Consider the following 20,250-nt stretch of genomic DNA (forward strand, 5'->3'; position numbering starts at 1 on the left):
CCGTCACTCCCGCCCGGACGCGACCACCGCCAGCACGGCCGTCGCCACGGCCGTGAGCAGCAGGGGCCAGCCCAGGCCGTGGTGGATGACCAGCCAGCCGCCCAGGACCGCGCCCGCCAGCAGGGAGACCGCCGAGGCCGCGCGACGCCGGGAGCGCCTGCCCGTCCCCCCGGCGAGCCGGGAGTCCGAGGCGAGCCCGGTCAGGGTCGAGGTGAGGACGGTGGTCGTCGTCAGCTCGGGCACGGCCAGCTTCCGTACCGTCGCGTTGCGCACCCCCATCGCGGAGGCCGTCACGGCGATCAGCGTGTACCTGGTCGTGGTGGTGCCCGGCGCGACGAAGGCGACCGCCGCCGACGCCCCGAGCAGCACCGCCTCGACCCCGAGCGTCAGCCGGGCCCAGGCGCGCCGCGACCCGCCGCCGTACCTCCGGCCCGCGCGTCCGCCCGCCACGGCCCCCACCAGGAACGACCCCAGCGAGATCACCGCGTGCGAGGTGGAGAAGCCGGGCGCCCCGGCGGCGGCGAAGCCGAGCACCACCACGTTGCCGGTCATGTTCGCCGTGAAGACGTGCCCGAGCCCGAGGTAGCTCACCGCGTCGACGATCCCGCTGATCACGGTCATCACCAGGAGCGCGGGGACCAGGCGCAGTCCGCGCGTTCCGGGTTCCTCCACCGGTGTGTCAGTGCTCATACGGGCCTCCGGGCAGCGGGACGGGCGCGGTGTACTCAGGTACACCCCGGACGCGGGGGATGTTCGGATGTCCGGGCGAACGGGGCGCCCCATAGCCTCGGATCATGAGTGAGGACACGCACAAACGCCAAGAGAACCATACGAGTTGGACAGTCGGACGCGGGCTCGCCGTCGGCGCGGCCTTCCTGCTCGCGGGCCTCGCCGCGGCCCCCGCGGTCGCGGCGACGCACACGCCGGAAAACACCACAGCACCCCGTCGCGGCGCCCTCGTCTCGCTTACCCCGGTCCTGTCCCGGGACGCCACCGGCGTACGGACCTTCCTGGCCGACCGGAACATCGCCACGGACACCGTGCGCTACGGCGTGACGGGTTACCGGCTGACGTACCGGACCGGCGATCCGTACGGGAAATCCACCGCTGCCACCGGCCGACGGCGCGACCGGCGCTCGCTGGACCAGGGCCAGGTGGACCACTTCGGGTCGTTTGCCGTGTCGGCGCCGCAGGTGGTGCGGTACTTCGACACGGTGCGCCGCTGACCGGACACGCCGAAGGCGGCGGCCCCGGATTCGGGGTCGCCGCCTTCGTGGTCGCGTGGGACCGGTGTGGTCGCGTGGACCGGCTCGATCAGTACCAGTGGTGGGTGGACCAGAAGTTCCACGCCGCGGCGGGGCTGCCGTAGCGGGAGTTCATGTAGTCCAGGCCCCACTTGATCTGGGTCGCCGGGTTGGTCTTCCAGTCGGCACCGGCGGACGCCATCTTCGAGGCGGGCAGCGCCTGGACCAGGCCGTAGGCGCCGGAGGACGCGTTGGTGGCCTGGGGGTTCCAGCCGCTCTCATGCGAGACGATCTTGTTGAACGCTTCGTACTGCGCCGAGTCCGGGATCATCTGGTGCGCGATCGCCTGGGCGGAAGAGGGCGCCGAGGTCGGGGTGGCGGCCTGGGCGGGCGCTGAGGTGAGCAGCGCGCCGGTGGCGGCCGCGGCGACGGCGGTGGCGGCGATGGCCTTCTTCGGGGAAGCGATGCGGCGGATGAAAGAGACGGTCACAGGAAACCTTTTCGTCGGGGACATGGGGCCGCGAACATGCCGGACGGCGCGGGACGCGGTGGGGGCATGCGTCGGCGCCGCGACCCGGGTGGGCTCGTCGGCGCCTTGGCGACGTCATCCAGAGAAGCAGGCCGACGCGGTGTCCGCAATGACCCCTTTTACTAGTTGCGGTCGCATCCGCCGGAAACGTCCAGCGTGTGATCTGGCTCTCAAACCGCAGGTCGCGCGGGCAATTGGCGCAGGCATGCCATGGTGATCGATCTACGGTCGCGCATCGTAGGTGACGGTGGTCACGTGGGGCTCGTCACGGTTTGGGTTACGCATCGCCTATAGCGGTCATACGGTATGGAACCGGACGTTGTGACCTGTGCCGCACGAACGGGGGTGGAGATGTGACCGGCGTCGCAGGTGCATTCGGCCAAAAAGCGTTCCCGGGGGTCCACGTGCTCCATGTGTCTTGGCACCAGGCGCCGACTGCGCAACGCGCCGGGTCGGGGCTCCTTCACGTCGCCGCGTACGCCACCGGATCGCTCCCCGCCACCGCCTCCGCCCGACCCAGCTTCACCAGCCGGCGCAGATGGGCCTCGGCCTCCGCGACCGCGATGTGCCGTGAGCCGTACGGGATCTGCTCCCAGGGGCGGTTCCACTCCATGCGCTCGGCGAGCTGCCAGAGTGTGAGCGGGGCGGACAGCAGGGTCAGCAGCCCGGTCAGCCGCTCCCCGTGGTGCGCCAGCAACTCCCGTACGCGGCCCGGCGCGTCGGTGAACGGGTGCTGATGGGCCGGCAGCACCTCGGCGGGCCCCAGACGGCCGACGCGCTCGAGGGAGTCGAGGTAGTCGCCGAGGGGGTCGGTCGCGGTGGTGTCCTCCGGGTCCTCGTACAGGCCGATGTGCGGGGTGATCTCGGGGAGCAGGTGGTCGCCCGAGAACAGGCGGCCCTGGCCGGGCAGTCCGGCGGGGTGGTCCTCCTCCAGGTGGAGGCAGACGTGGCCGGGTGTGTGACCCGGTGTCCAGATAGCGCGCAGGCGGCGCCCGGGCAGGTCGAGAAGTTCCCCGTGGACGATCTCGCGGTCGGGCAGCGCGGGGGTGAGGCCCGGCAGGTCCCGGGGGCCGCGCGCGGCGCGCAGCGGGGCCAGGTGCTCCTCGGGAGCGCCGGCCGCGGCCAGCTTGTCGGCCATGTACGCGTACCAGTGCTCGGGGCGGGTCTCGCGGGTGCGCCGTACGACCGCGGTGTCCGCCGCGTGCATCGCGACCCACGCGCCGGACGCCTCCCGGACCCTGCCGGAGAGGCCGTGGTGGTCGGGGTGGTGGTGCGTGATGACGACGCCGTGGACCTCCGCGGGCGAGGTGCCGCACGCCGCCAGGCCCTGCGCGAGCGCGTCCCAGGAGTCCGGGTCGTCCCAGCCGGTGTCGATCAGGACCGGGCCGCGGTCGGTGTCGACGAGATGGACGAGGGTGTGGCCGAGGGGGTTGTCCGGGATGGGGACCCTGAAGGACCGTACGCCCCCGCCGTGGTCGTGCGCCTGTGCCACCGGCTCCCCGCCCTGGCTCGTCGTCATCGCGCCTCCGCCCCGCCCGCCCTTGGCCATGGCCCACTATAACTAGAACTGGTTTCACGTCAGAGTGGCCGGACGAAGCTCCGTCTCGGCCTGCGCCGACCAGCTGGGAACCGTCGTTCTCCGCCGTTCTCGGTCGTCGTCGGCCACCGTGCGGCGGCTCACGGACGGCCCGGCGGCTCACGGACGGCCCGGCGGCTCACCTCGGAATGCGAGACCGGACACCCGGGCAGTCCGTCCGGGTCTCTTCGCGCCAGGCCCGTACCCCTAAGGTCAGGCCGTGGCCTCGACCAGCCGCTTCATGCCGGGCTGGTCGGTCACGCAGCCCACCAGGCCGAGCGCCCGGGCCAGCGCCAGGTCGCGCTCGTCGTTGACGGTCCAGGCCATCACGTCGATGCCGGCGGCGCCGCACTTCTCCACGATGGCCCGGTTCAGCTGGCGCAGCTCCACGCTGACCAAGGTGGAACCGACCCTCTGGGCGCGGCCGACGAAGGTGTCGCGGTGCGCGCTGGGGCCTGCCACCAGTACGGTGCGGGCCTGCGGCAGCACGTTGTGGATCTCGCTCAGCGCCACGTCGTGGAACGACAGCACCGAGACCCGGTCCAGCAGGTCGCGGTCGGTGAGCACCTTGGCCAGCGACCGGGCGGCGGCCACGTCCTTGATCTCCGCCTGGATCGGCAGCGTGGGTCCGACGGCGTCCAGCACCTCCCCGAACGTGGGGATGCGCTCGCCGAGACCGGCGTCGAGCTGCTTGAGCTGCCGCAACTTCTGGTCGGCGATCGGACCGGAGCCGTCCGTCGTGCGGTCCAGGGTCTCGTCGTGCATGACGACCAGCTCGCCGTCCTTGCTCAGGTGCAGGTCCAGCTCGATGCCGTCCAGGCCCTCGCGTTCGGCCCGCAGGAAGGAGCGCAGGGTGTTCTCCGGCTCGGCGGCCATGACACCGCGGTGGCCGATGGTGAAGAAAGACACTCGCTTGCCGTCCTTGGTCTGGTGGTGCGGGGCAGCCGCACGAGTGTCGTACCCCGCGCCGGGCGGCGGGCGACCGCCCGTCGGAGCGCCCAAGCCTAATGGCCCGTCCGGCCGCGCGCTCGGCCCGTCCGGCCGCGCGCTCGGCCCGTCCGGCCGCGCGCTCGGCCCGTCCGGCCGCGCGCTCGGCCCGTCCGGCCGCGCGCTCGGCCCGCCCGGACCGCGCCGGAGCGCGCCCCAAGACACAGAATCCGAGATCGCACCGCCTGTCTCGCCGGACATGGCGAGAGCGGCACGACGGCACCCCCACCAGCGGGAAATCCGCTGGTGGGAGCCCATTCGGCCCCGAACCTGGCTTAGTTCGACCAGAACTGGTATCAGTTCTGAAATGCCGTCAGGAAACGGTACCGCCGGCTCCGCAGGAGGCAGTCGCCATGACCGAGCTCGTGGAACACGGACAGCTGTTCATCGGCGGGGAGTTGACCGACCCCCTGGGCAAGGACGTCATCGAGGTGGTCTCCCCGCACACGGAAGAGGTCATCGGGCGGGTGCCGCACGCCTCGCGGGACGACGTCGACCGGGCCGTCGCCGTGGCGCGCCGTGCCTTCGACGAGGGGCCCTGGCCGCGCATGACGCTGGACGAGCGGATCGGGACCGTGACGAGGATCAAGGACGCGATCGCCGTACGGCACGAGGAGATCGCCCGTGTGATCTCCTGCGAGAACGGCTCCCCGTACTCCTGGAGCGTCCTCGCGCAGGCGCTCGGCGCGATGATGGTGTGGGACGCGGCGATCACGGTCGCGCGGGACTTCACGTATGAGGAACGGCGGGACGGCGTTCTCGGGAAGATCCTGGTGCGGCGCGAGCCGGTGGGGGTGGTGGCGGCCGTCGTGCCGTGGAACGTGCCGCAGTTCGTGGCCGCCGCCAAGCTCGCGCCCGCGCTGCTCACCGGCTGCACGGTGGTGCTGAAGCCGTCGCCCGAGTCTCCGCTCGACGCGTACCTCCTCGGTGAGATCGCCCGTGAGGCCGGGCTGCCGGAGGGGGTGCTGTCGATCCTGCCCGCCGACCGCGAGGTCAGTGAGTATCTGGTGGGGCATCCGGAGATCGACAAGGTCTCCTTCACCGGCTCGGTCGCGGCCGGCAAGCGGGTCATGGAGGTCGCCGCGCGGAACCTCGCGCGCGTGACCCTGGAGCTGGGCGGCAAGTCGGCGGCCGTGGTGCTGCCGGACGCGGATGTCGAGACGACCGTGGCGGGGATCGTCCCGGCGGCCTGGATGAACAACGGCCAGGCCTGCGTCGCCCAGACCCGCATCCTGGTGCCGCGCTCGCGCTACGACGAGTTCGCCGACGCCTTCGCCGCCGCGGCGAGCGCCCTCGTGGTCGGTGACCCGCTGGACCCCGCGACACAGGTCGGCCCGCTGGTGGCGCCGCGGCAGCAGCAGCGCAACCTCGACTACATCCGCATCGGCCAGGAGGAGGGCGCCAAGATCCTCACCGGGGGCGGACGGCCCGCGGGTATGGAGCGGGGCTGGTACGTGGAGCCGACGCTCTTCGGTGGCGTCGACAACTCCATGCGGATCGCCCGCGAGGAGATCTTCGGGCCCGTCGTCTGCCTGCTGCCCTACGGCGACGAGAGCGAGGCCGTGAAGATCGCGAACGACTCCGAGTACGGGCTGAGCGGCAGCGTGTGGACGGCGGACGCGGAGCACGGCGTCGAGGTCGCCCGGCAGGTCCGTACCGGGACGTACTCGGTGAACACCTTCAGCCTCGACATGCTCGGCCCCTTCGGTGGCTACAAGAACTCGGGGCTCGGGCGGGAGTTCGGCCCCGAGGGGTACGGCGAGTACCTGGAGCACAAGATGATCCATCTGCCGGCCGGGTACGGGGAGGCGTAGCCCATGGGTGACCGCTGGCACATCGAGGTCGACCGCTCGGTCTGCATCGGCTCGGCGCAGTGTGTGCACCAGGCGTCCGGCATCTTCCGCCTCGACTCCGCCCGCCAGTCCCATCCCGTCGCACCGGACGCCGACGCGGGGGAGCAGATCCTTCAGGCGGCGGAGAACTGCCCGGTGGAGGCCATCGCGATCACGCTGGCGGGGAGTGGGGAGCCGGTGTTCCCGCCGGAGGAGTAGGCGAGGCCACGGGCCTGGGTGATATGCCCGAAAAAATAAAAAAATCATGGTTTGGGGTCTTCCATCTGGCCGCAGAAGGCCTAATCTAGAAATTGCCTACGAGGCGAGTGAAGGAACTCGACCGGAGATGCCGACTGGGGCGTGAAGTTACGGCTTCCGCTGTGGCCGACATCGACGGTCGACAGGCCGGAAGGTCGAAAGACCGGAGGGTCGATCGGAACCCGTCTCGTAGGTCTTTTCGTGCCCTGGTCCAGTGCTCTTCTCGTGCCCTGGTCCAGTGGTCTTTTTTTGCCCTAGTCCCGCGCGCGGGTGTCCGTGAGGTCGATCAGTCGGCACACCGTCTCGATGTCGATCCTCACCTGGGCGATGGAGGCGCGGCCGGAGAGCCAGGTGATCAGTGCCGAGTGCCAGGTGTGCTCGATGACCCGCACCGCCGAGAGCTGGTCCGGGGTCGGGTCGCCGTCCAGGCCCATCGCGTCCAGGATGATCGCCGTCGTCTGCCGGGAGACCTGGTCCACCTCGGGGGAGACGCTGCGGTCCGCGAAGGTGAGCGCGCGGACCATGGCGTCGGCCAGGTGCGGCTCGCGCTGCAGGGCGCGGAAGGCGCGCATCAGGGTCTCGGCCACCCGCTCGGCCGCGGTCCGACCGGCCGGCGGCTTCTTCCGCAGCGTGCCGTGCATGCGTTCCAGCTGGTCCTGCATGGTCGCGACCAGCAGGTGCACCTTGGAGGGGAAGTAGCGGTACAGCGTGCCCAGCGCCACCTGCGAGGACTCCGCAACCTCCCGCATCTGCACCGCGTCGAAACCGCCCCGGCTCGCCAGCTGCGCGCTCGTGTGCAGGATCCTGCGGCGACGCGCCTCCTGCCGCTCGGTGAGCGCAGGTGAGGCCGGCTGCGCCGCCGGTCGCGCGGTACTGGCTGGCACCTTGGCTTGCGCAGGCATGGGTCCCGTTCCGTGACAGTCGGTGAGGGTGATGATCAGGTCGGTGAGGGGTGGCGGTCGGACAGCATGGCAGGGCGTCGGCCGTGGCGCGAATCACCCGATCCATCGCTCACAGTGGCGCTACCTGCCGGTAGATTCAGAGGCTCTTGAACGATCAAGTCTGTAACTTGTTCTAGATTACCGTCCCGGCGTAGTCTCGCGGGAAACTGCAGGGAAGAAGGGGCCGAGAGTGACCGCTGAGGCCAGGGAGGCGGGTCCCGAGGAGGGCTCGGCCGCCGGTGGGGGTACCTCCCTGTTCGAGCGAAGCCGAGAACTTGGGGGAGAGCGCCCGCTGCGCATCGCGCTCCTGACGTACAAGGGGAACCCGTTCTGCGGCGGTCAGGGCGTGTACGTACGGCACCTCTCCCGTGAGCTGGTCCGGCTCGGTCACCGGGTCGAGGTCATCGGCGCGCAGCCCTACCCGGTGCTCGACGAGGGCGAGGGCCTTCAGGGCCTGTCCCTCACCGAACTGCCCAGCCTCGACCTGTACCGCCAGCCCGACCCCTTCCGTACCCCGAAGCGCGACGAGTACCGGGACTGGATCGACGCCCTCGAGGTCGCCACGATGTGGACCGGCGGCTTCCCCGAGCCGCTGACGTTCTCCCTGCGCGCCCGCCGCCATCTGCGCGCCCGACGCGGCGACTTCGACGTCGTGCACGACAACCAGACGCTCGGCTACGGCCTGCTCGGCGATGTGGGCGCGCCGCTGGTGACCACCATCCACCACCCCATCACCGTGGACCGGCAGTTGGAGCTGGACGCGGCCGAGGGCTGGAAGCGGCGGCTGTCGGTGCGGCGCTGGTACGCGTTCACGCGCATGCAGAAGCGGGTCGCGCGCCGACTGCCGTCGGTGCTCACCGTCTCCGGGACCTCCCGCCAGGAGATCGTGGACCACCTGGGCGTCGACCGGGACCGCGTCCACGTCGTGCACATCGGCGCCGACACCGACCTGTTCTCGCCGGATGCGTCGGTGCCGCAGGTGCCGGGCCGGATCGTCACCACCTCCAGCGCGGACGTGCCGCTCAAGGGCCTCGTCTTCCTCGTCGAGGCGCTCGCCAAGGTGCGGACCGAGCACCCCGGGGCGCATCTCGTGGTGGTCGGCAGGCGCGCCGAGGACGGGCCCGTCGCGCAGGCCATCGAGCGGTACGGGCTCGAGGGTGCCGTCGAGTTCGTGAAGGGCATCTCCGACGCCGAGCTGGTCGACCTGGTGCGGTCGGCCGAGGTGGCGTGCGTGCCGTCGCTGTACGAGGGGTTCTCGCTGCCGGCGGCCGAGGCGATGGCGACCGGTACGCCGCTGGTGGCCACCACGGGCGGTGCCATACCGGAGGTCACGGGCCGCCACGGGGAGACGTGCCTGGCGGTCCCGCCCGGTGACGCCGGGGCGCTGGCCGCCGGGCTGAACCGGCTGCTGGCGGATCCGGAGCTGCGGGCACGGCTCGGCGCGGCGGGCCGCGAACGGGTGCTGCGGCACTTCACCTGGGCGAAGGCGGCGGAGGGGACGGTGGCGCGGTACCGCGAGGCCATCGCCCTTTCCCGGGCCCGGCACGGTTCGCTCGGGGACGCCCCCGCCGAAACAGCCGCCGCCTCCGCGGCCGCCGCCGAAGACATCGTCGTACCCAACCGCGAAAGCAGGGCCACGTGCTGACCGTCGACTTCTCCCGGTTCCCGCTCGCCCCGGGCGACCGCGTCCTGGACCTCGGCTGCGGTGCCGGTCGGCACGCGTTCGAGTGCTACCGGCGCGGCGCGCAGGTCGTGGCGCTGGACCGCAGTGGCGAGGAGATCCGCGAGGTCGCCAAGTGGTTCGCGGCGATGAAGGAGGCGGGCGAGGCACCGGCCGGCGCCACCGCGACGGCGATGGAGGGCGACGCGCTCGCCCTGCCCTTCCCCGACGAGTCCTTCGACGTCGTGATCATCTCCGAGGTCATGGAGCACATCCCGGACGACAAGGGCGTCCTCGCCGAGATGGTCCGGGTGCTCAAGCCGGGCGGCCGTATCGCCATCACCGTGCCGCGCTACGGCCCCGAGAAGGTCTGCTGGGCGCTGTCCGACGCCTACCACGAGGTCGAGGGCGGCCACATCCGCATCTACAAGGCCGACGAACTGCTGGCGAAGATACGGGAGGCGGGCCTGAAGCCGTACGGCACCCACCACGCGCACGCGCTCCACTCGCCGTACTGGTGGCTGAAGTGCGCGTTCGGCGTCGACAACGACAGGGCGCTGCCGGTGCGCGCGTACCACAAGCTGCTCGTCTGGGACATCATGAAGAAGCCGCTCGCCACCCGGGTCGCCGAACAGGCGCTGAACCCGCTGATCGGCAAGAGCTTCGTGGCATACGCGACCAAGCCGCACCTGCCGCCTCTCGCGGAGGGCGCCAGGACCGCCGAGACCCCCGAGGCGGCCGCCAAGTGACCACCCCCCGGACAGAACACCTCGTCCTGCCCGGGGTCCTCACCGCCGAGCAGGCCGCCGCGACCGTCGCCGGGATCCTCGCCGTGCAGCGGGAGGACGGCGCCATACCGTGGTTCCGCGGGCACCACCTGGACCCGTGGGACCACGTCGAGGCGGCGATGGCGCTGGACGCGGCGGGCGAGCACACGGCGGCCGAGCGGGCCTACGACTGGCTGGCACGCCACCAGAACGAGGACGGGTCCTGGTACGCGGCCTACACCGACGGCGAGCCGGAGCAGATCACCGACCGCGGCCGCGAGACGAACTTCGTGGCATACGTGGCCGTCGGCGTCTGGCACCACTACCTCGCCACCGGCGACGACACGTTCCTGGACCGCATGTGGCCGACGGTGTACGCGGCGGTCGAGTTCGTGCTGCGGTTGCAGCAGCCGGGCGGGCAGATCGGCTGGAAGCGGGAGGACGACGGCACAGACGTCACCGACGCGCTGCTGACCGGGTGCTCGTCCATCCACCACGCGCTGCGCTGCGCCCTGGCGATCGCCGAGCAGCGCGAGGAACCGCAGCCGGACTGGGAGTTGGCGGTGGGCGCGCTCAGGCACGCCATACGTCGGCACCCGGAGCGGTTCCTGGACAAGGACCGCTACTCGATGGACTGGTACTACCCGGTGCTCGGCGGCGCGCTGACGGGCGCCGAGGCCAAGGAGCGCATCGAGGCGGACTGGGACCGTTTCGTCGTCCCCGGCCTCGGTGTGCGCTGCGTCGTCCCCAACCCGTGGGTGACCGGCGGCGAGTCGGCCGAACTCGCCCTGACCCTGTGGGCCATGGGCGAGTCCGACCGCGCCCTGGAGATCCTCCAGTCGATCCAGCACCTGCGGGATCCGAAGACGGGCCTGTACTGGACGGGCTACGTCTTCGAGGACGGCGTGGTCTGGCCCGAGGAACTCACCACCTGGACGGCCGGCTCACTGCTGCTCGCCGTGGCCGCCCTGGGCGGCGACGAACCGACCTGCACGGTCTTCGGCGGCGAGCAGCTGCCCCGGGGCCTGGACACCGACTGCTGCGCTTAGTTCCGCGGACTGCTCGGTGCCGGTGGGGGGGGTGCCCCCGGGGCTGTCGCGTACAGCGGCAGCCCTTCAGTGGCGGTGGATGCGGTTGGCGATGGCGTGGCCCACGAAGAGGTAGACCACCGCGGCGAGGCCGTAGCCCGCGACCACCCGTGCCCACGCCTCGTGGAATGTGAACAGGTCATGGGACCAGCCGGCCAGCCACGCCGCCGCGTTGTGGATGAACTGCACCAGATCGTTGCCGGGGTTCGCGTTCAGCAGGTACATCAGGATCCACAGGCCCAGGATGACGGCCATGATGTCCGCGATCACGGCGATGACCGTACCGGCCTGATTCGCACCGTTGCGATATCGAGGGGACATGTCCTCCGGGTTGCCCGACGATTCCCGGTCAAACGCGTGGAGGTCCGGGGACGACCGTGCGCAGCCGGGGTCACCCGATCGCCCCGCCCGGGCGGCAAGACCGGGCGGTGTGGGTGAAGCTGTCGGTGGATCAGTCGGCTTCCCGGCCCCGGAGGCTCCCGTGCCCGCACCGATACGCTCCCCCAAGCTCTTCGAGCAGGGGGTACCCCCACTCGCCGTGGCGCTCGTCCTCGCCGCGCTGTTCGCCGGTGCCGCCGCCTGCGGTGACGGGAGCGCCGCGCAGCGGGCCGCCGCGTACATCGCGGTCCCCACGCCCACCCCGACCACCCCGGTGGAACGGCAGAAGTTCGCCAGGGCGCGGTTCGTGGCGAACGCGGGGCTCGCGGCCGGGGCGGTCCACGAGTGGATCGTGAAGCCGTGGAAGGCCGGTACGTTCAAGAAGGGGGCCAGGGGACGCAGGACCGCCCTGACCAAGGCCGCGCTCGCCGGCACCTTCGCCTACAACCGGCTCGGAGCCGCCGCGCGCAACGCCCAGGGCGACCCCGCGCTGGCCAGGGGCCTGGCCCCGCTCGCGCCGGGAATCGAGGGGCTCAAGGACCTGCCGTCCCGCCTGAGCAAGGGCGACGAGTCGGCCGCGGCGTCCTACGCCGGTCTCGTCGACAAGGTGAAGGCCGCGGCCAAGAACGCGGGCGTCCCCGTCCGCAACCAGCTCCCGTCCGCCGCGCAGCTCGCACGCGGCTGACGGGGCCAACGGGGCACCGCCGTGCAGCGCTCCGCGGCGGTGCCCTACCCACCTGTGGTTCAGTTCAGCTCGGCCAACACCCGCAGCGTGTGCGGGTCCGGCGCCAGCGCCAGCAGGTCCGTCACAGGGCCCTTGCGCCACAACTCCAGCCGCTCCGCGATGCGTTCACGCGGCCCGACGAGCGAGATCTCGTCCGCGAAGGCGTCCGGCACGGCCAGCACCGCCTCCTCGCGCCGCCCCTGAAGGAACAGCCGCTGGATACGGCGCGCCTCCTCCTCGTACCCCATGCGCGCCATCAGGTCGGCATGGAAGTTGCTTCCGCCCGCCACCCGACCACCACTCCTGTCGGAGCGCTCCGCGCGCCCCTTCAACGGCCCCATTCCGCCGATGTAGAAGCCGAGCATCGCCTTCACCGGCAGCAGCCCTTCGGCGACGTCGTCGCAGACCTTCACCCGCGCCATCGGGGCCACGACGAACCCCTCACGCAGGTCGGTCAGCGCCGCCCCGTACACCTCCGGGCGGGTCGGCGACCAGTACAGCGGCAGCCAGCCGTCCGCGATCCGGACCGTCTGCGCCACGTTCTTCGGGCCCTCCGCGCCCAGCAGGACGGGCAGATCGGCGCGCAGGGGGTGCGTGATCGGCTTCAGGGGCTTGCCGAGGCCGGTGCCGTCCGGGCCCGGGTAGGGCAGGGCATGGAAGCGGCCGTCCAGCTCCACCGGCGCCTCGCGGCGCAGCACCTGCCGAACGACCTCGACGTACTCCCGGGTCGCGGTGAGCGGTGAACTCGGGAACGGGCGCCCGTACCAGCCCTCCACCACCTGCGGCCCCGACAGGCCGAGGCCCAGCATCACGCGCCCGCCCGAGAGGTGGTCCAGGGTGAGCGCGTGCATCGCGGTGGTGGTGGGGGAGCGGGCCGCCATCTGGGCAACCGCCGTGCCGAGCTTGATCCGTGACGTCCGCGCGGCGATCCAGGTGAGCGGCGTGAACGCGTCCGACCCCCAGGACTCGGCGGTCCACACCGAGTCGTAGCCGAGCCGTTCCGCCTCTCGCGCCGACGTGACATGGTCCGTCGCGGGGCCCCGCCCCCAGTAACCGAGCGCGAGTCCGAGCCGCATGCCGCCCCCACTTCCCTGACGAGGCATCAGATCCAAGGAGTGGCAGCGACTGTACGGCAACGGCCCCCCGCCCGGAAGGGCGAGGGGCCGTGCGGGCGAGGGGTGGGCTCAGCCGCGCTGGATGCCGCTCGTGTCCTGCAGCACACCGCGGCGGCCGTCCTGCGTCTGCGCCACCAGGGCGGGGCCGCGCTGCTCGACGGCCAGGTACCAGGTGCCGGGCGCCAGTTCGGCGATCGGGGTGGGCGAGCCGTCCTCCGGGAACAGCGGGCGCGGCACCGGCACCGCGAACCAGAACGGCGAGAAGTCCGCGGCGGGAATCGTCTGCTGCGGCTGCTGCCCGCCGAACGGCTGCCCCTGCTGCGGCTGACCGTACGGCGACTGCTGCGCGCCCGGGTAGCCGTACCCGCCCTGCGGCTGCGCGCCGTAGGGCTGCGGGGCGGCGGGCTTGGGGGCCGGCACGAGGGCGGCCTGCAGGGCCGGGACCAGCGGCGTGGCGATCGCGGCGGCGGCCATGACAACAGTGGCGACGAGGCCGAGGATCAGGCCGGTGCCGGCGCTGACGCTGCCGCCGCCACCGAGGTTGTCGACACCGCCGATCGGGTCGAAGACGTTGCCGAGCGCGCTCCAGGCGGCGAAGACCGTGAAGGCGGCGCCGAACTGCCCGAGGTCGAGACCGGCGACCTTGGGCACCTGCGGCAGGCCGTGGGCGACGACGACCAGCGCGGCGCCGATGATGCCGGCCAGGAAGACGCTCAGCAGGAGCGGTCCGCTGGCCCAGGCGCTGGGGATGTCCGCGCTGCTGGGCGCCCCGTCGATCGAGTAGATGTCGAGGAACGACGCGATGAACAGCAATACCGCTGCTCCGATCACCACGCCGTCGCCTCTCGTGAGGGAGCGGATATTCACTTCGGGTCCTTCGTCTGTCGTCTCGTCGTCGGTGGAGGCGTCGCTGTCACCATGTCGACCTCGGGCCGCGCGGTGTGAAGCGCGGGGGTGACCCCTCATCGTAGGGAGACACTATCGTCAGCCCGGCCGGGGTGTCCGCCGGGTCGGAGACGATGATCGCTACCCGCGCAGGAAACTCACGATTCCCTCAGAGATTCCCTGCGCCGCCTTCTGCCGCCACGAGCCGCTGGTCAGCAGTGCCGCGTCCTTGGTGTCGCGCATGTTGCCGCACTCGATGAAGACCTTGGGAACCGTTGACAGATTGAGACCGCCGAGATCGCTCCGTACGACGAGACCGGTGCCGTCGCCCACGTAGTTGGCGGGCGTGCTGCCGGTGACCCGGACGAAGTCGCCCGCGACGCGCTCGCCCAGGTCGCGCGAGGGGCCGACGATGCGACGGGTGTCCGCGGCACCCTTGTGCACCGAGGCCGGCAGGATGACGTGGAAGCCGCGGTCGCCCTGGGCCGCGCCGTCCGCGTGGATGGAGATCGCCGCGTCCGCGTGCGCCTCGTTGCCGATCCGCGCCCGCTCGTCCACGCACGGCCCCCACGACCGGTCGCCGTCCTGCGTGAACTTCACCGTGGCACCCTGCTGCTCCAGGAGCGTGCGCAGCCGGCCCGCCACGTCCAGCGTGAACTGGGCCTCCGTGTAACCCGCGTTGGTGGACGTGCCGGTGGTGTCGCACTCCTTGGAGTTGGTACCGATGTCGACCTTGCGGTTGATCTCGGCCGTGTGGCGGACGTTGCCCGGGTTGTGTCCGGGGTCGACGACGACGACCTTGCCCGCGAGCGGCTTGGAAACGGACCGCGTGGTGGACGACGCGTCCGGCTGCTCGCCGTTGTCCGCGCCACCGGCCGGGGCGGCCGCAGAGCCCGGGACGGCGGCGGACGGCGCGGTCCCCGCGGACCTGGTCGTGGGCGCCCCGCCCGCCGGTCCACCGCCGCTGTCGGCCACCGCCTCGTAGACCAGCCAGCCGAGGAGCGCCGCCGGCACCAGGGCGGCCACCGCCACCGTCAGCGGCCCGCGCCGACGGCGGCGGGGTTCGGGGGCATCGAAGTCCGGTCCAACGTACGACATGCCTGCGACCCTAACGGGACGATTCGCTCCTCGCCCGCGTTCGCCGCAGGACGCGCAGCGAGTCGGCCGCCGAGACCTCCGTGAACTCTCCGGACCGAAGCGCCCTCAGGTAGACGCGGTACGGGGCCTGGCCAGTGAACTCGTCCTCCGGCTCGGGGAACACGTCGTGGATGACCAGGAGGCCGTCCTGGGCCACATGGGGGGCCCAGCCCTCGTAGTCGGCGTTCGCGTGTTCGTCGGTGTGGCCGCCGTCGATGAACACCAGGCCGAGCGGGGTGCTCCACACCCTGGCCACCTGCGGCGAACGGCCCACGAGTGCGATCACGTGGTCCTCCAGGCCCGCCCTGTGCAGGGTCCGCCGGAAGGTGGGCAGCGTGTCCATCAGGCCGACCTCGGGGTCGACCGTCTCCGGGTCGTGGTAGTCCCAGCCCGGCTGCTGCTCCTCGCTGCCGCGGTGGTGGTCGACGGTGAGCGCGGGGACTCCGGCGGCGCGGGCCGCGTCGGCGAGCAGGATCGTGGACCGGCCGCAGTACGTGCCGACCTCCAGCAGCGGCAGTCCGAGCCGCCCCGCCTCGACGGCGGCCTCGTACAGCGCGAGCCCCTCGTGCCGTGGCATGAACCCCTTCGCGGCCTCGAACGCGGCCAGGATCTCGGGCTTGGGCGCCGCGGGCATGGGGCGTCCTTTCGGTCGTACGAGCGTATGGACGCCCCATGCTGCCGCACCCCCCGGCGGCGCGGCGACGGGGGGTGCGGGCGGCGTGGACGGCGGGCTGCTCAGGCCTCTGCCACCGGGACCGGCTCGCCCGGAAGGGACAGGTCCAGGTCCACCGGGCGGTCGTCGCCCGAGTGGGTGGCCGACGAGGCGACCGGGGCGTGGCCCGCGGCCCTGGCGGCCAGGACGTACGGGCCCTCGGCCGGCACCGTCAGCAGGTAGCTGCCGTCCTGAGCGGACAGCGTGGCGCCCGCCTGGCGGCCCCGGCGGTCGATCAGCGTGACCTTGGCGCGGGCGACCGGGGCGCCCTCGGCGTCCAGGACCCGGCCGCGGAAGCCCCGCAGCACCTCCTCGGCGCGCTCCAGGTTCGCGTCCTCCTCGCTGCTCGCGCGCAGCTGGGGCCGGGCCGCGGGGCGGCGGCCGGGCAGGAAGAGGGCGAGCAGCAGACCGAGGGCGACCGCGGCCGTCGCGATCAGGAAGGAGACCCGGAAGCCGTGCATGGTCGGGACGGCCAGACCGTTCACGTGGTTCGCCGTGTTCGCCAGCACCATGCCGATCACGGCACTCGACACCGACGTGCCGATGGACCGCATCAGGGTGTTCAGGCCGTTGGCCGCGCCCGTCTCCGAGGCGGGGACCGCGCCGACGATCAGGGCGGGCAGCGAGGAGTAGGCGAGGCCGATGCCCGCGCCCAGGACCACCGAGGTGATCACGGTCTGCCAAGCGGCGTCCATCAGGCCGAGGCCGCCGCCGTAGCCGAGGGCGATGACCAGCAGGCCGATGATCAGGGTGAACTTGGGGCCGTAGCGGGCGGACAGACGGGCGTAGACCGGGGCGGTGAACATCATCGTCAGGCCCAGCGGTGCCACGCACAGGCCCGCGACGACCATCGACTGGCCGAGGCCGTAGCCGGTCGCGGCGGGCAGCTGGAGCAGCTGCGGCAGGACGAGCGAGACGACGTAGAAGCTGACGCCGACCATGATCGAGGCGAGGTTCGTGAGCAGCACCTCGCGGCGGGCGGTGGTGCGCAGGTCCACCAGCGGGGCGCTGACTCGCAGCTCGAGCACCCCCCACAGGAGCAGGACCGCGACGGACGCGCCGAACAGGCCGAGCGTCGTGCCGGAGGACCAGCCCCAGTCGCTGCCCTTGGTGATGGGCAGCAGGAGCAGCACCAGACCCGCGGACAGGCCGAGCGCGCCCAGCAGGTCGAAGGAGCCCTTCGCGCGCATCGGGGATTCCGGTACGGCGAGAAGGGTGAGGACGATGGAGAGGGCGCCGAGTCCGGCGGAGCCGTAGAACAGGGCGTGCCAGTTCGTGTGCTGGGCGACCAGGGCGGCGGCGGGCAGCGCCAGGCCGCCGCCGACGCCGATCGAGGAGCTCATCAGGGCCATCGCCGAGCCGAGCCGCTCGCGGGGCAGCATGTCACGCATCAGGCCGATGCCGAGCGGGATCGCGCCCATCGCGAAGCCCTGGAGCGTACGGCCGACGATCATGGGCATCAGGGTGCTGGTGACGGCGCTGATCAGGGCGCCGACCACCATCACGGCCAGGCTGGTGAGCAGCATGCGCCGCTTGCCGTACAGGTCGCCGAGACGGCCCATGATCGGGGTGGCGACGGCGCCCGAGAGGAGGGTGGAGGTCAGGACCCAGGTGGCGTTGCTGGGCGTGGTGTGCAGCAGCTGGGGCAGATCCTTGATGACCGGGACGAGCAGCGTCTGCATCACCGCGACCACGATGCCCGCGAAGGCGAGCACCGGCACGATCGAGCCGGACGGCCTTGGTGCGGGCTGGTCGGTCGTTGCGTGCGTCATGGATCGGGGCCTCCGGGCCTGGTCGACTGTCGTGCGGAACGGGCCGCTCGGGACAAGGGAGCCGAGCGGACACGTGCTGGGTGAACCACGTATGCACAGGCAACTATTCCGATGCTTTGGCGTACTAACGAATCCTTGACCGATTCATGGGTTTCTGATCTGGCGTCAGGAGACGGTCTTTTGACGGCGCGTCAGAGGGATGTCGTACGTCCAGGGGCGGAGGCGGCGTGGGGCGAAATCCCGATGCGGACGGCGGGGCCGGGTTGGGAGCATGGCGCGCATGTTGCGAGCCGCCGAGGACACCGTGCCCACCCGTCGTACCGCACCGCCCACCTGGGTGGTGGTCGCGCTCGCGTGTGCCGGGCAGTTCCTCGTCGTGCTCGACGTGTCCGTGGTCAATGTGGCGTTGCCGTCGATGCGGGCCGACCTGGGGCTGAGCGCCACGGGCCTGCAGTGGGTGGTGAACGCGTACGCGATCGCCTTCGCCGGGTTCATGCTGCTCGGCGGGCGGGCCGGGGACCTCTACGGGCGCAAACGGATGTTCCTCATAGGGCTCGCCCTGTTCACGTTGGCCTCCCTCGTCGGCGGGCTCGCCCAGCAGGACTGGGAACTGCTGGTCGGCCGCGCCGTACAGGGGCTCGGGGCGGCGGTGCTCGCACCCTCGACGCTGACGCTGCTCACGGCGGCGGTCCCGGAGGGCGCCGCACGGGCCCGGGCCATCGCGACCTGGACAGCGGTGGGTGCCGGCGGCGGCGCGGCGGGCGGGCTCGTCGGGGGAGTGCTGGTGGACGGGCTGTCGTGGCGCTGGGTACTGCTGATCAACGTGCCCGTCGGAGCGGTCGTCCTGGCCGGGGCGGCGATGAGGGTCCCCCCTGCTCGAGCGAAGTCGACAGCCTGGGGGAGGCTCGTGGAGAGCCGGGCGGAGGACGGGCGGCGTCTGGACCTGCCGGGCGCCCTGCTGGGGACGGCGGGCCTCGGCACGCTCGCCTACGGCATCGTGCAGACGGAGGCGGAGGGCTGGACGGCGGCGGCGACAGTGGTGCCGCTCGCCGCCGGACTCGCGCTCATCGGGCTGTTCCTGGCCGTCGAGGCGCGGGCGAAGGCGCCCCTGATGCCGCTGAAGCTGCTGCGGGTGCGCTCGGTGTCCTCGGCGAACGCGGCCATGTTCGTCTCGGGCTCCGCGATGTTCTGCATGTGGTTCTTCATGACGTTGTACGCGCAGAACGTGCTCGGCTACTCGCCCCTGGACGCCGGGCTCGCCCTGGTGCCCAGCTCACTGGCCGTGGTGTTCGGCTCGAAGGTCGCGCCGCAGGTGATGCGGAGCGTGGGGGCGCGGAACCTGGCGGTGCTCGGGACGCTGATCGCGGCGGCCGGGTTCGGCTGGCAGTCGACGATGACGGCGGACGGCTCCTACACGACGGCGATCATGTTCCCGGGCATCCTGATGATGCTGGGTGCCGGCCTGGCGGGGACCCCGCTCGCCGCGCTCGCGACATCGGGGGCCGCGCCGGAGGACGCCGGACTGGTGTCGGGGCTCGTCAACACCTCGCGCACCATGGGCGGTTCGCTCGGCCTCGCGGTGATGTCCACCGTCGCGGCGACGCGCACCGGGGGACGCGGGTCGGCCGACGCCCTGACGGAGGGGTACGCCGAGGCATTCCGGACGAGCGGGTACGTGCTGCTGGTGGGGGCCGTGCTGATGCTGGCGTGGCTGCCGCGGACGCGCACCGGCCAGGGCTGACCCGCTTTCGCGACAGGCCCTACAGCCACCCCTGTTGCCGGGCCTCCCGCATCGCCTCCATACGGTTGCGGGTGCCCGTCTTGCCGATGGCGGAGGAGAGGTAGTTGCGGACCGTCGACTCCGAGAGGTGGAGCCTGGCGGCGATGTCGGCGACCGTCACCCCGTCCACGGAGGCCTTCAGCACGTCGCACTCACGGGCGGTCAGCGGATTGGGGCCGGCGCTCAGGGCCGCCGCGGCCAGGGCCGGGTCGACGACCGTCTCGCCGGTGAGCACCCGCCGGATCGCCGCGGCCAGCTCCTCCACCGGCCCGTCCTTGACCAGGAAGCCGGCGGCGCCCGCCTCCAGGGCGCGGCGCAGATAGCCGGGGCGCCCGAAGGTGGTGAGGATCAGCACCCGGCAGCCGGGAGCCTCCTCCCGCAGCTCGGCCGCCGCGTCCAGGCCGCTCTTCCCAGGCAGCTCGATGTCCAGCAGTGCCACGTCCGGGCGATGGGTGAGCGCGGCGTCCAGGATCGCGTCACCCGCCGCGACCTGCGCGACGACCTCGATGTCCTCCTCCATGCCGAGCAGCAGGGCGAGGGCGCCGCGCATCATGCCCTGGTCCTCGGCAAGCAGTACCCGGATGCATCGCGTCGGCCGGTGACTTCGGGGCATCTCGTCCACGAGCCAAGAGTACGGGCGGCGGACCGTGGTCCGGGGGCGTAGGGCCGACCGCGCCGACAACTCGCCGACGCCATCCGGCAATCAAAAACTCTCCATTGTTCCGTACCGCGAGTCTTGACGGATTCTGACCGTGGTCAAACAATCGGCTCGGCATTCGCAGAACTCTTCGGCAATTCCTCTGCCGTGCCAACTCCCTCAGCTGTTCGGAATTTCGACAGGGAACAGGTTCGGCATTTCGACCGA

Annotated in this window: 20 protein-coding genes; 8 read left to right on the forward strand and 12 right to left on the reverse strand. The window is 71.9% G+C overall.

All coding sequences use genetic code 11. The features are described 5' to 3' along the window. Nucleotides 1–3 precede the first annotated feature (3 nt). Nucleotides 4–690: a YoaK family protein gene (locus ACZ7L1_RS18635; RefSeq protein WP_471438402.1), complete on the reverse strand. Its 687-nt coding sequence runs from the start codon at nt 688–690 to the stop codon at nt 4–6. A 104-nt stretch (nt 691–794) separates the two neighbouring features. Here ACZ7L1_RS18635 and ACZ7L1_RS18640 point away from each other — a divergent pair, with 104 nt between their 5' ends. Then, entirely contained in the window at nt 795–1,226 is a 432-nt protein-coding gene (locus ACZ7L1_RS18640) for a hypothetical protein (protein WP_471438404.1), read from the forward strand. 88 nt (nt 1,227–1,314) lie between these two features. Here ACZ7L1_RS18640 and ACZ7L1_RS18645 read toward each other — a convergent pair whose 3' ends face one another. From ACZ7L1_RS18645 to ACZ7L1_RS18655, 3 genes are all read right to left on the reverse strand, one after another. Then, the gene (locus tag ACZ7L1_RS18645) at nt 1,315–1,734 is read right to left on the reverse strand and encodes an aggregation-promoting factor C-terminal-like domain-containing protein (RefSeq protein WP_471438405.1); all 420 of its coding nucleotides are present in this window, start codon (nt 1,732–1,734) and stop codon (nt 1,315–1,317) included. A gap of 502 nt (nt 1,735–2,236) precedes the next feature. Further along, nucleotides 2,237–3,292, reverse strand: coding sequence for an MBL fold metallo-hydrolase (locus tag ACZ7L1_RS18650; RefSeq protein ID WP_471438407.1), 1,056 nt, complete (start codon nt 3,290–3,292; stop codon nt 2,237–2,239). Nucleotides 3,293–3,562: 270 nt separating this feature from the next. Beyond that, entirely contained in the window at nt 3,563–4,258 is a 696-nt protein-coding gene (locus ACZ7L1_RS18655; RefSeq protein WP_471438408.1) for a glycerophosphodiester phosphodiesterase, read from the reverse strand. A gap of 431 nt (nt 4,259–4,689) precedes the next feature. Here ACZ7L1_RS18655 and ACZ7L1_RS18660 point away from each other — a divergent pair, with 431 nt between their 5' ends. Together ACZ7L1_RS18660 and ACZ7L1_RS18665 are read left to right on the forward strand one after the other, a co-directional pair. Next, nucleotides 4,690–6,150, forward strand: a complete 1,461-nt coding sequence (locus ACZ7L1_RS18660) for an aldehyde dehydrogenase (RefSeq protein ID WP_471438409.1) — start codon at nt 4,690–4,692, stop codon at nt 6,148–6,150. 3 nt (nt 6,151–6,153) lie between these two features. Beyond that, nucleotides 6,154–6,387, forward strand: coding sequence for a ferredoxin (locus ACZ7L1_RS18665; RefSeq protein ID WP_471438410.1), 234 nt, complete (start codon nt 6,154–6,156; stop codon nt 6,385–6,387). A gap of 293 nt (nt 6,388–6,680) precedes the next feature. Here ACZ7L1_RS18665 and ACZ7L1_RS18670 read toward each other — a convergent pair whose 3' ends face one another. Further along, entirely contained in the window at nt 6,681–7,328 is a 648-nt protein-coding gene (locus ACZ7L1_RS18670) for a TetR family transcriptional regulator (RefSeq protein ID WP_471438412.1), read from the reverse strand. 229 nt (nt 7,329–7,557) lie between these two features. On the opposite strand from ACZ7L1_RS18670, the gene ACZ7L1_RS18675 reads away from it, so the two are divergent. From ACZ7L1_RS18675 to ACZ7L1_RS18685, 3 genes are read left to right on the forward strand one after another with little or no spacing between them, the layout of a single operon-like run. Then, the gene (locus ACZ7L1_RS18675) at nt 7,558–9,012 is read left to right on the forward strand and encodes a glycosyltransferase family 4 protein (RefSeq protein WP_471438414.1); all 1,455 of its coding nucleotides are present in this window, start codon (nt 7,558–7,560) and stop codon (nt 9,010–9,012) included. Then, nucleotides 9,006–9,776 carry a class I SAM-dependent methyltransferase gene (locus ACZ7L1_RS18680; protein WP_471438416.1) on the forward strand — a complete coding sequence of 257 codons (771 nt, stop codon included), beginning with the start codon at nt 9,006–9,008 and terminating at the stop codon, nt 9,774–9,776. The genes ACZ7L1_RS18675 and ACZ7L1_RS18680 overlap by 7 nt, the downstream gene beginning before the upstream one ends. Continuing rightward, nucleotides 9,773–10,843 (forward strand): prenyltransferase/squalene oxidase repeat-containing protein, encoded by a 1,071-nt coding sequence (locus ACZ7L1_RS18685; RefSeq protein ID WP_471438418.1) that lies wholly within the window; start codon nt 9,773–9,775, stop codon nt 10,841–10,843. The genes ACZ7L1_RS18680 and ACZ7L1_RS18685 overlap by 4 nt, the downstream gene beginning before the upstream one ends. A gap of 66 nt (nt 10,844–10,909) precedes the next feature. On the opposite strand, the gene ACZ7L1_RS18690 is transcribed toward ACZ7L1_RS18685, so the two are convergent. After that, nucleotides 10,910–11,203: a hypothetical protein gene (locus ACZ7L1_RS18690; protein ID WP_388986942.1), complete on the reverse strand. Its 294-nt coding sequence runs from the start codon at nt 11,201–11,203 to the stop codon at nt 10,910–10,912. 160 nt (nt 11,204–11,363) lie between these two features. On the opposite strand from ACZ7L1_RS18690, the gene ACZ7L1_RS18695 reads away from it, so the two are divergent. After that, nucleotides 11,364–11,945, forward strand: a complete 582-nt coding sequence (locus ACZ7L1_RS18695; RefSeq protein ID WP_471438420.1) for a hypothetical protein — start codon at nt 11,364–11,366, stop codon at nt 11,943–11,945. A 59-nt stretch (nt 11,946–12,004) separates the two neighbouring features. Here the strand turns inward: ACZ7L1_RS18695 and ACZ7L1_RS18700 are convergent, their stop codons facing one another. The 5 genes from ACZ7L1_RS18700 to ACZ7L1_RS18720 all read right to left on the reverse strand — a co-directional run bounded on the left by ACZ7L1_RS18700 (nt 12,005) and on the right by ACZ7L1_RS18720 (nt 17,605). Then, the gene (locus tag ACZ7L1_RS18700) at nt 12,005–13,060 is read right to left on the reverse strand and encodes an LLM class F420-dependent oxidoreductase (protein ID WP_471438422.1); all 1,056 of its coding nucleotides are present in this window, start codon (nt 13,058–13,060) and stop codon (nt 12,005–12,007) included. 108 nt (nt 13,061–13,168) lie between these two features. Next, nucleotides 13,169–13,966 carry a hypothetical protein gene (locus ACZ7L1_RS18705; RefSeq protein ID WP_471438423.1) on the reverse strand — a complete coding sequence of 266 codons (798 nt, stop codon included), beginning with the start codon at nt 13,964–13,966 and terminating at the stop codon, nt 13,169–13,171. A gap of 159 nt (nt 13,967–14,125) precedes the next feature. Beyond that, nucleotides 14,126–15,082: an N-acetylmuramoyl-L-alanine amidase gene (locus ACZ7L1_RS18710; protein ID WP_471438425.1), complete on the reverse strand. Its 957-nt coding sequence runs from the start codon at nt 15,080–15,082 to the stop codon at nt 14,126–14,128. Nucleotides 15,083–15,092: 10 nt separating this feature from the next. Then, nucleotides 15,093–15,755: a class I SAM-dependent methyltransferase gene (locus ACZ7L1_RS18715; protein ID WP_471438427.1), complete on the reverse strand. Its 663-nt coding sequence runs from the start codon at nt 15,753–15,755 to the stop codon at nt 15,093–15,095. Between the two features lie 101 nt (nt 15,756–15,856). Beyond that, complete coding sequence (locus ACZ7L1_RS18720; RefSeq protein WP_471438429.1) at nt 15,857–17,605, reverse strand: MFS transporter; 1,749 nt, start codon at nt 17,603–17,605, stop codon at nt 15,857–15,859. Between the two features lie 280 nt (nt 17,606–17,885). Between ACZ7L1_RS18720 and ACZ7L1_RS18725 the strand changes: the two genes are divergently transcribed. Beyond that, the gene (locus ACZ7L1_RS18725; protein ID WP_471438430.1) at nt 17,886–19,346 is read left to right on the forward strand and encodes an MFS transporter; all 1,461 of its coding nucleotides are present in this window, start codon (nt 17,886–17,888) and stop codon (nt 19,344–19,346) included. 19 nt (nt 19,347–19,365) lie between these two features. On the opposite strand, the gene ACZ7L1_RS18730 is transcribed toward ACZ7L1_RS18725, so the two are convergent. Beyond that, entirely contained in the window at nt 19,366–19,998 is a 633-nt protein-coding gene (locus ACZ7L1_RS18730; RefSeq protein WP_471438534.1) for a response regulator, read from the reverse strand. Nucleotides 19,999–20,250: the final 252 nt, after the last annotated feature.

This window comes from Streptomyces sp. NPDC107546 (assembly GCF_055639175.1).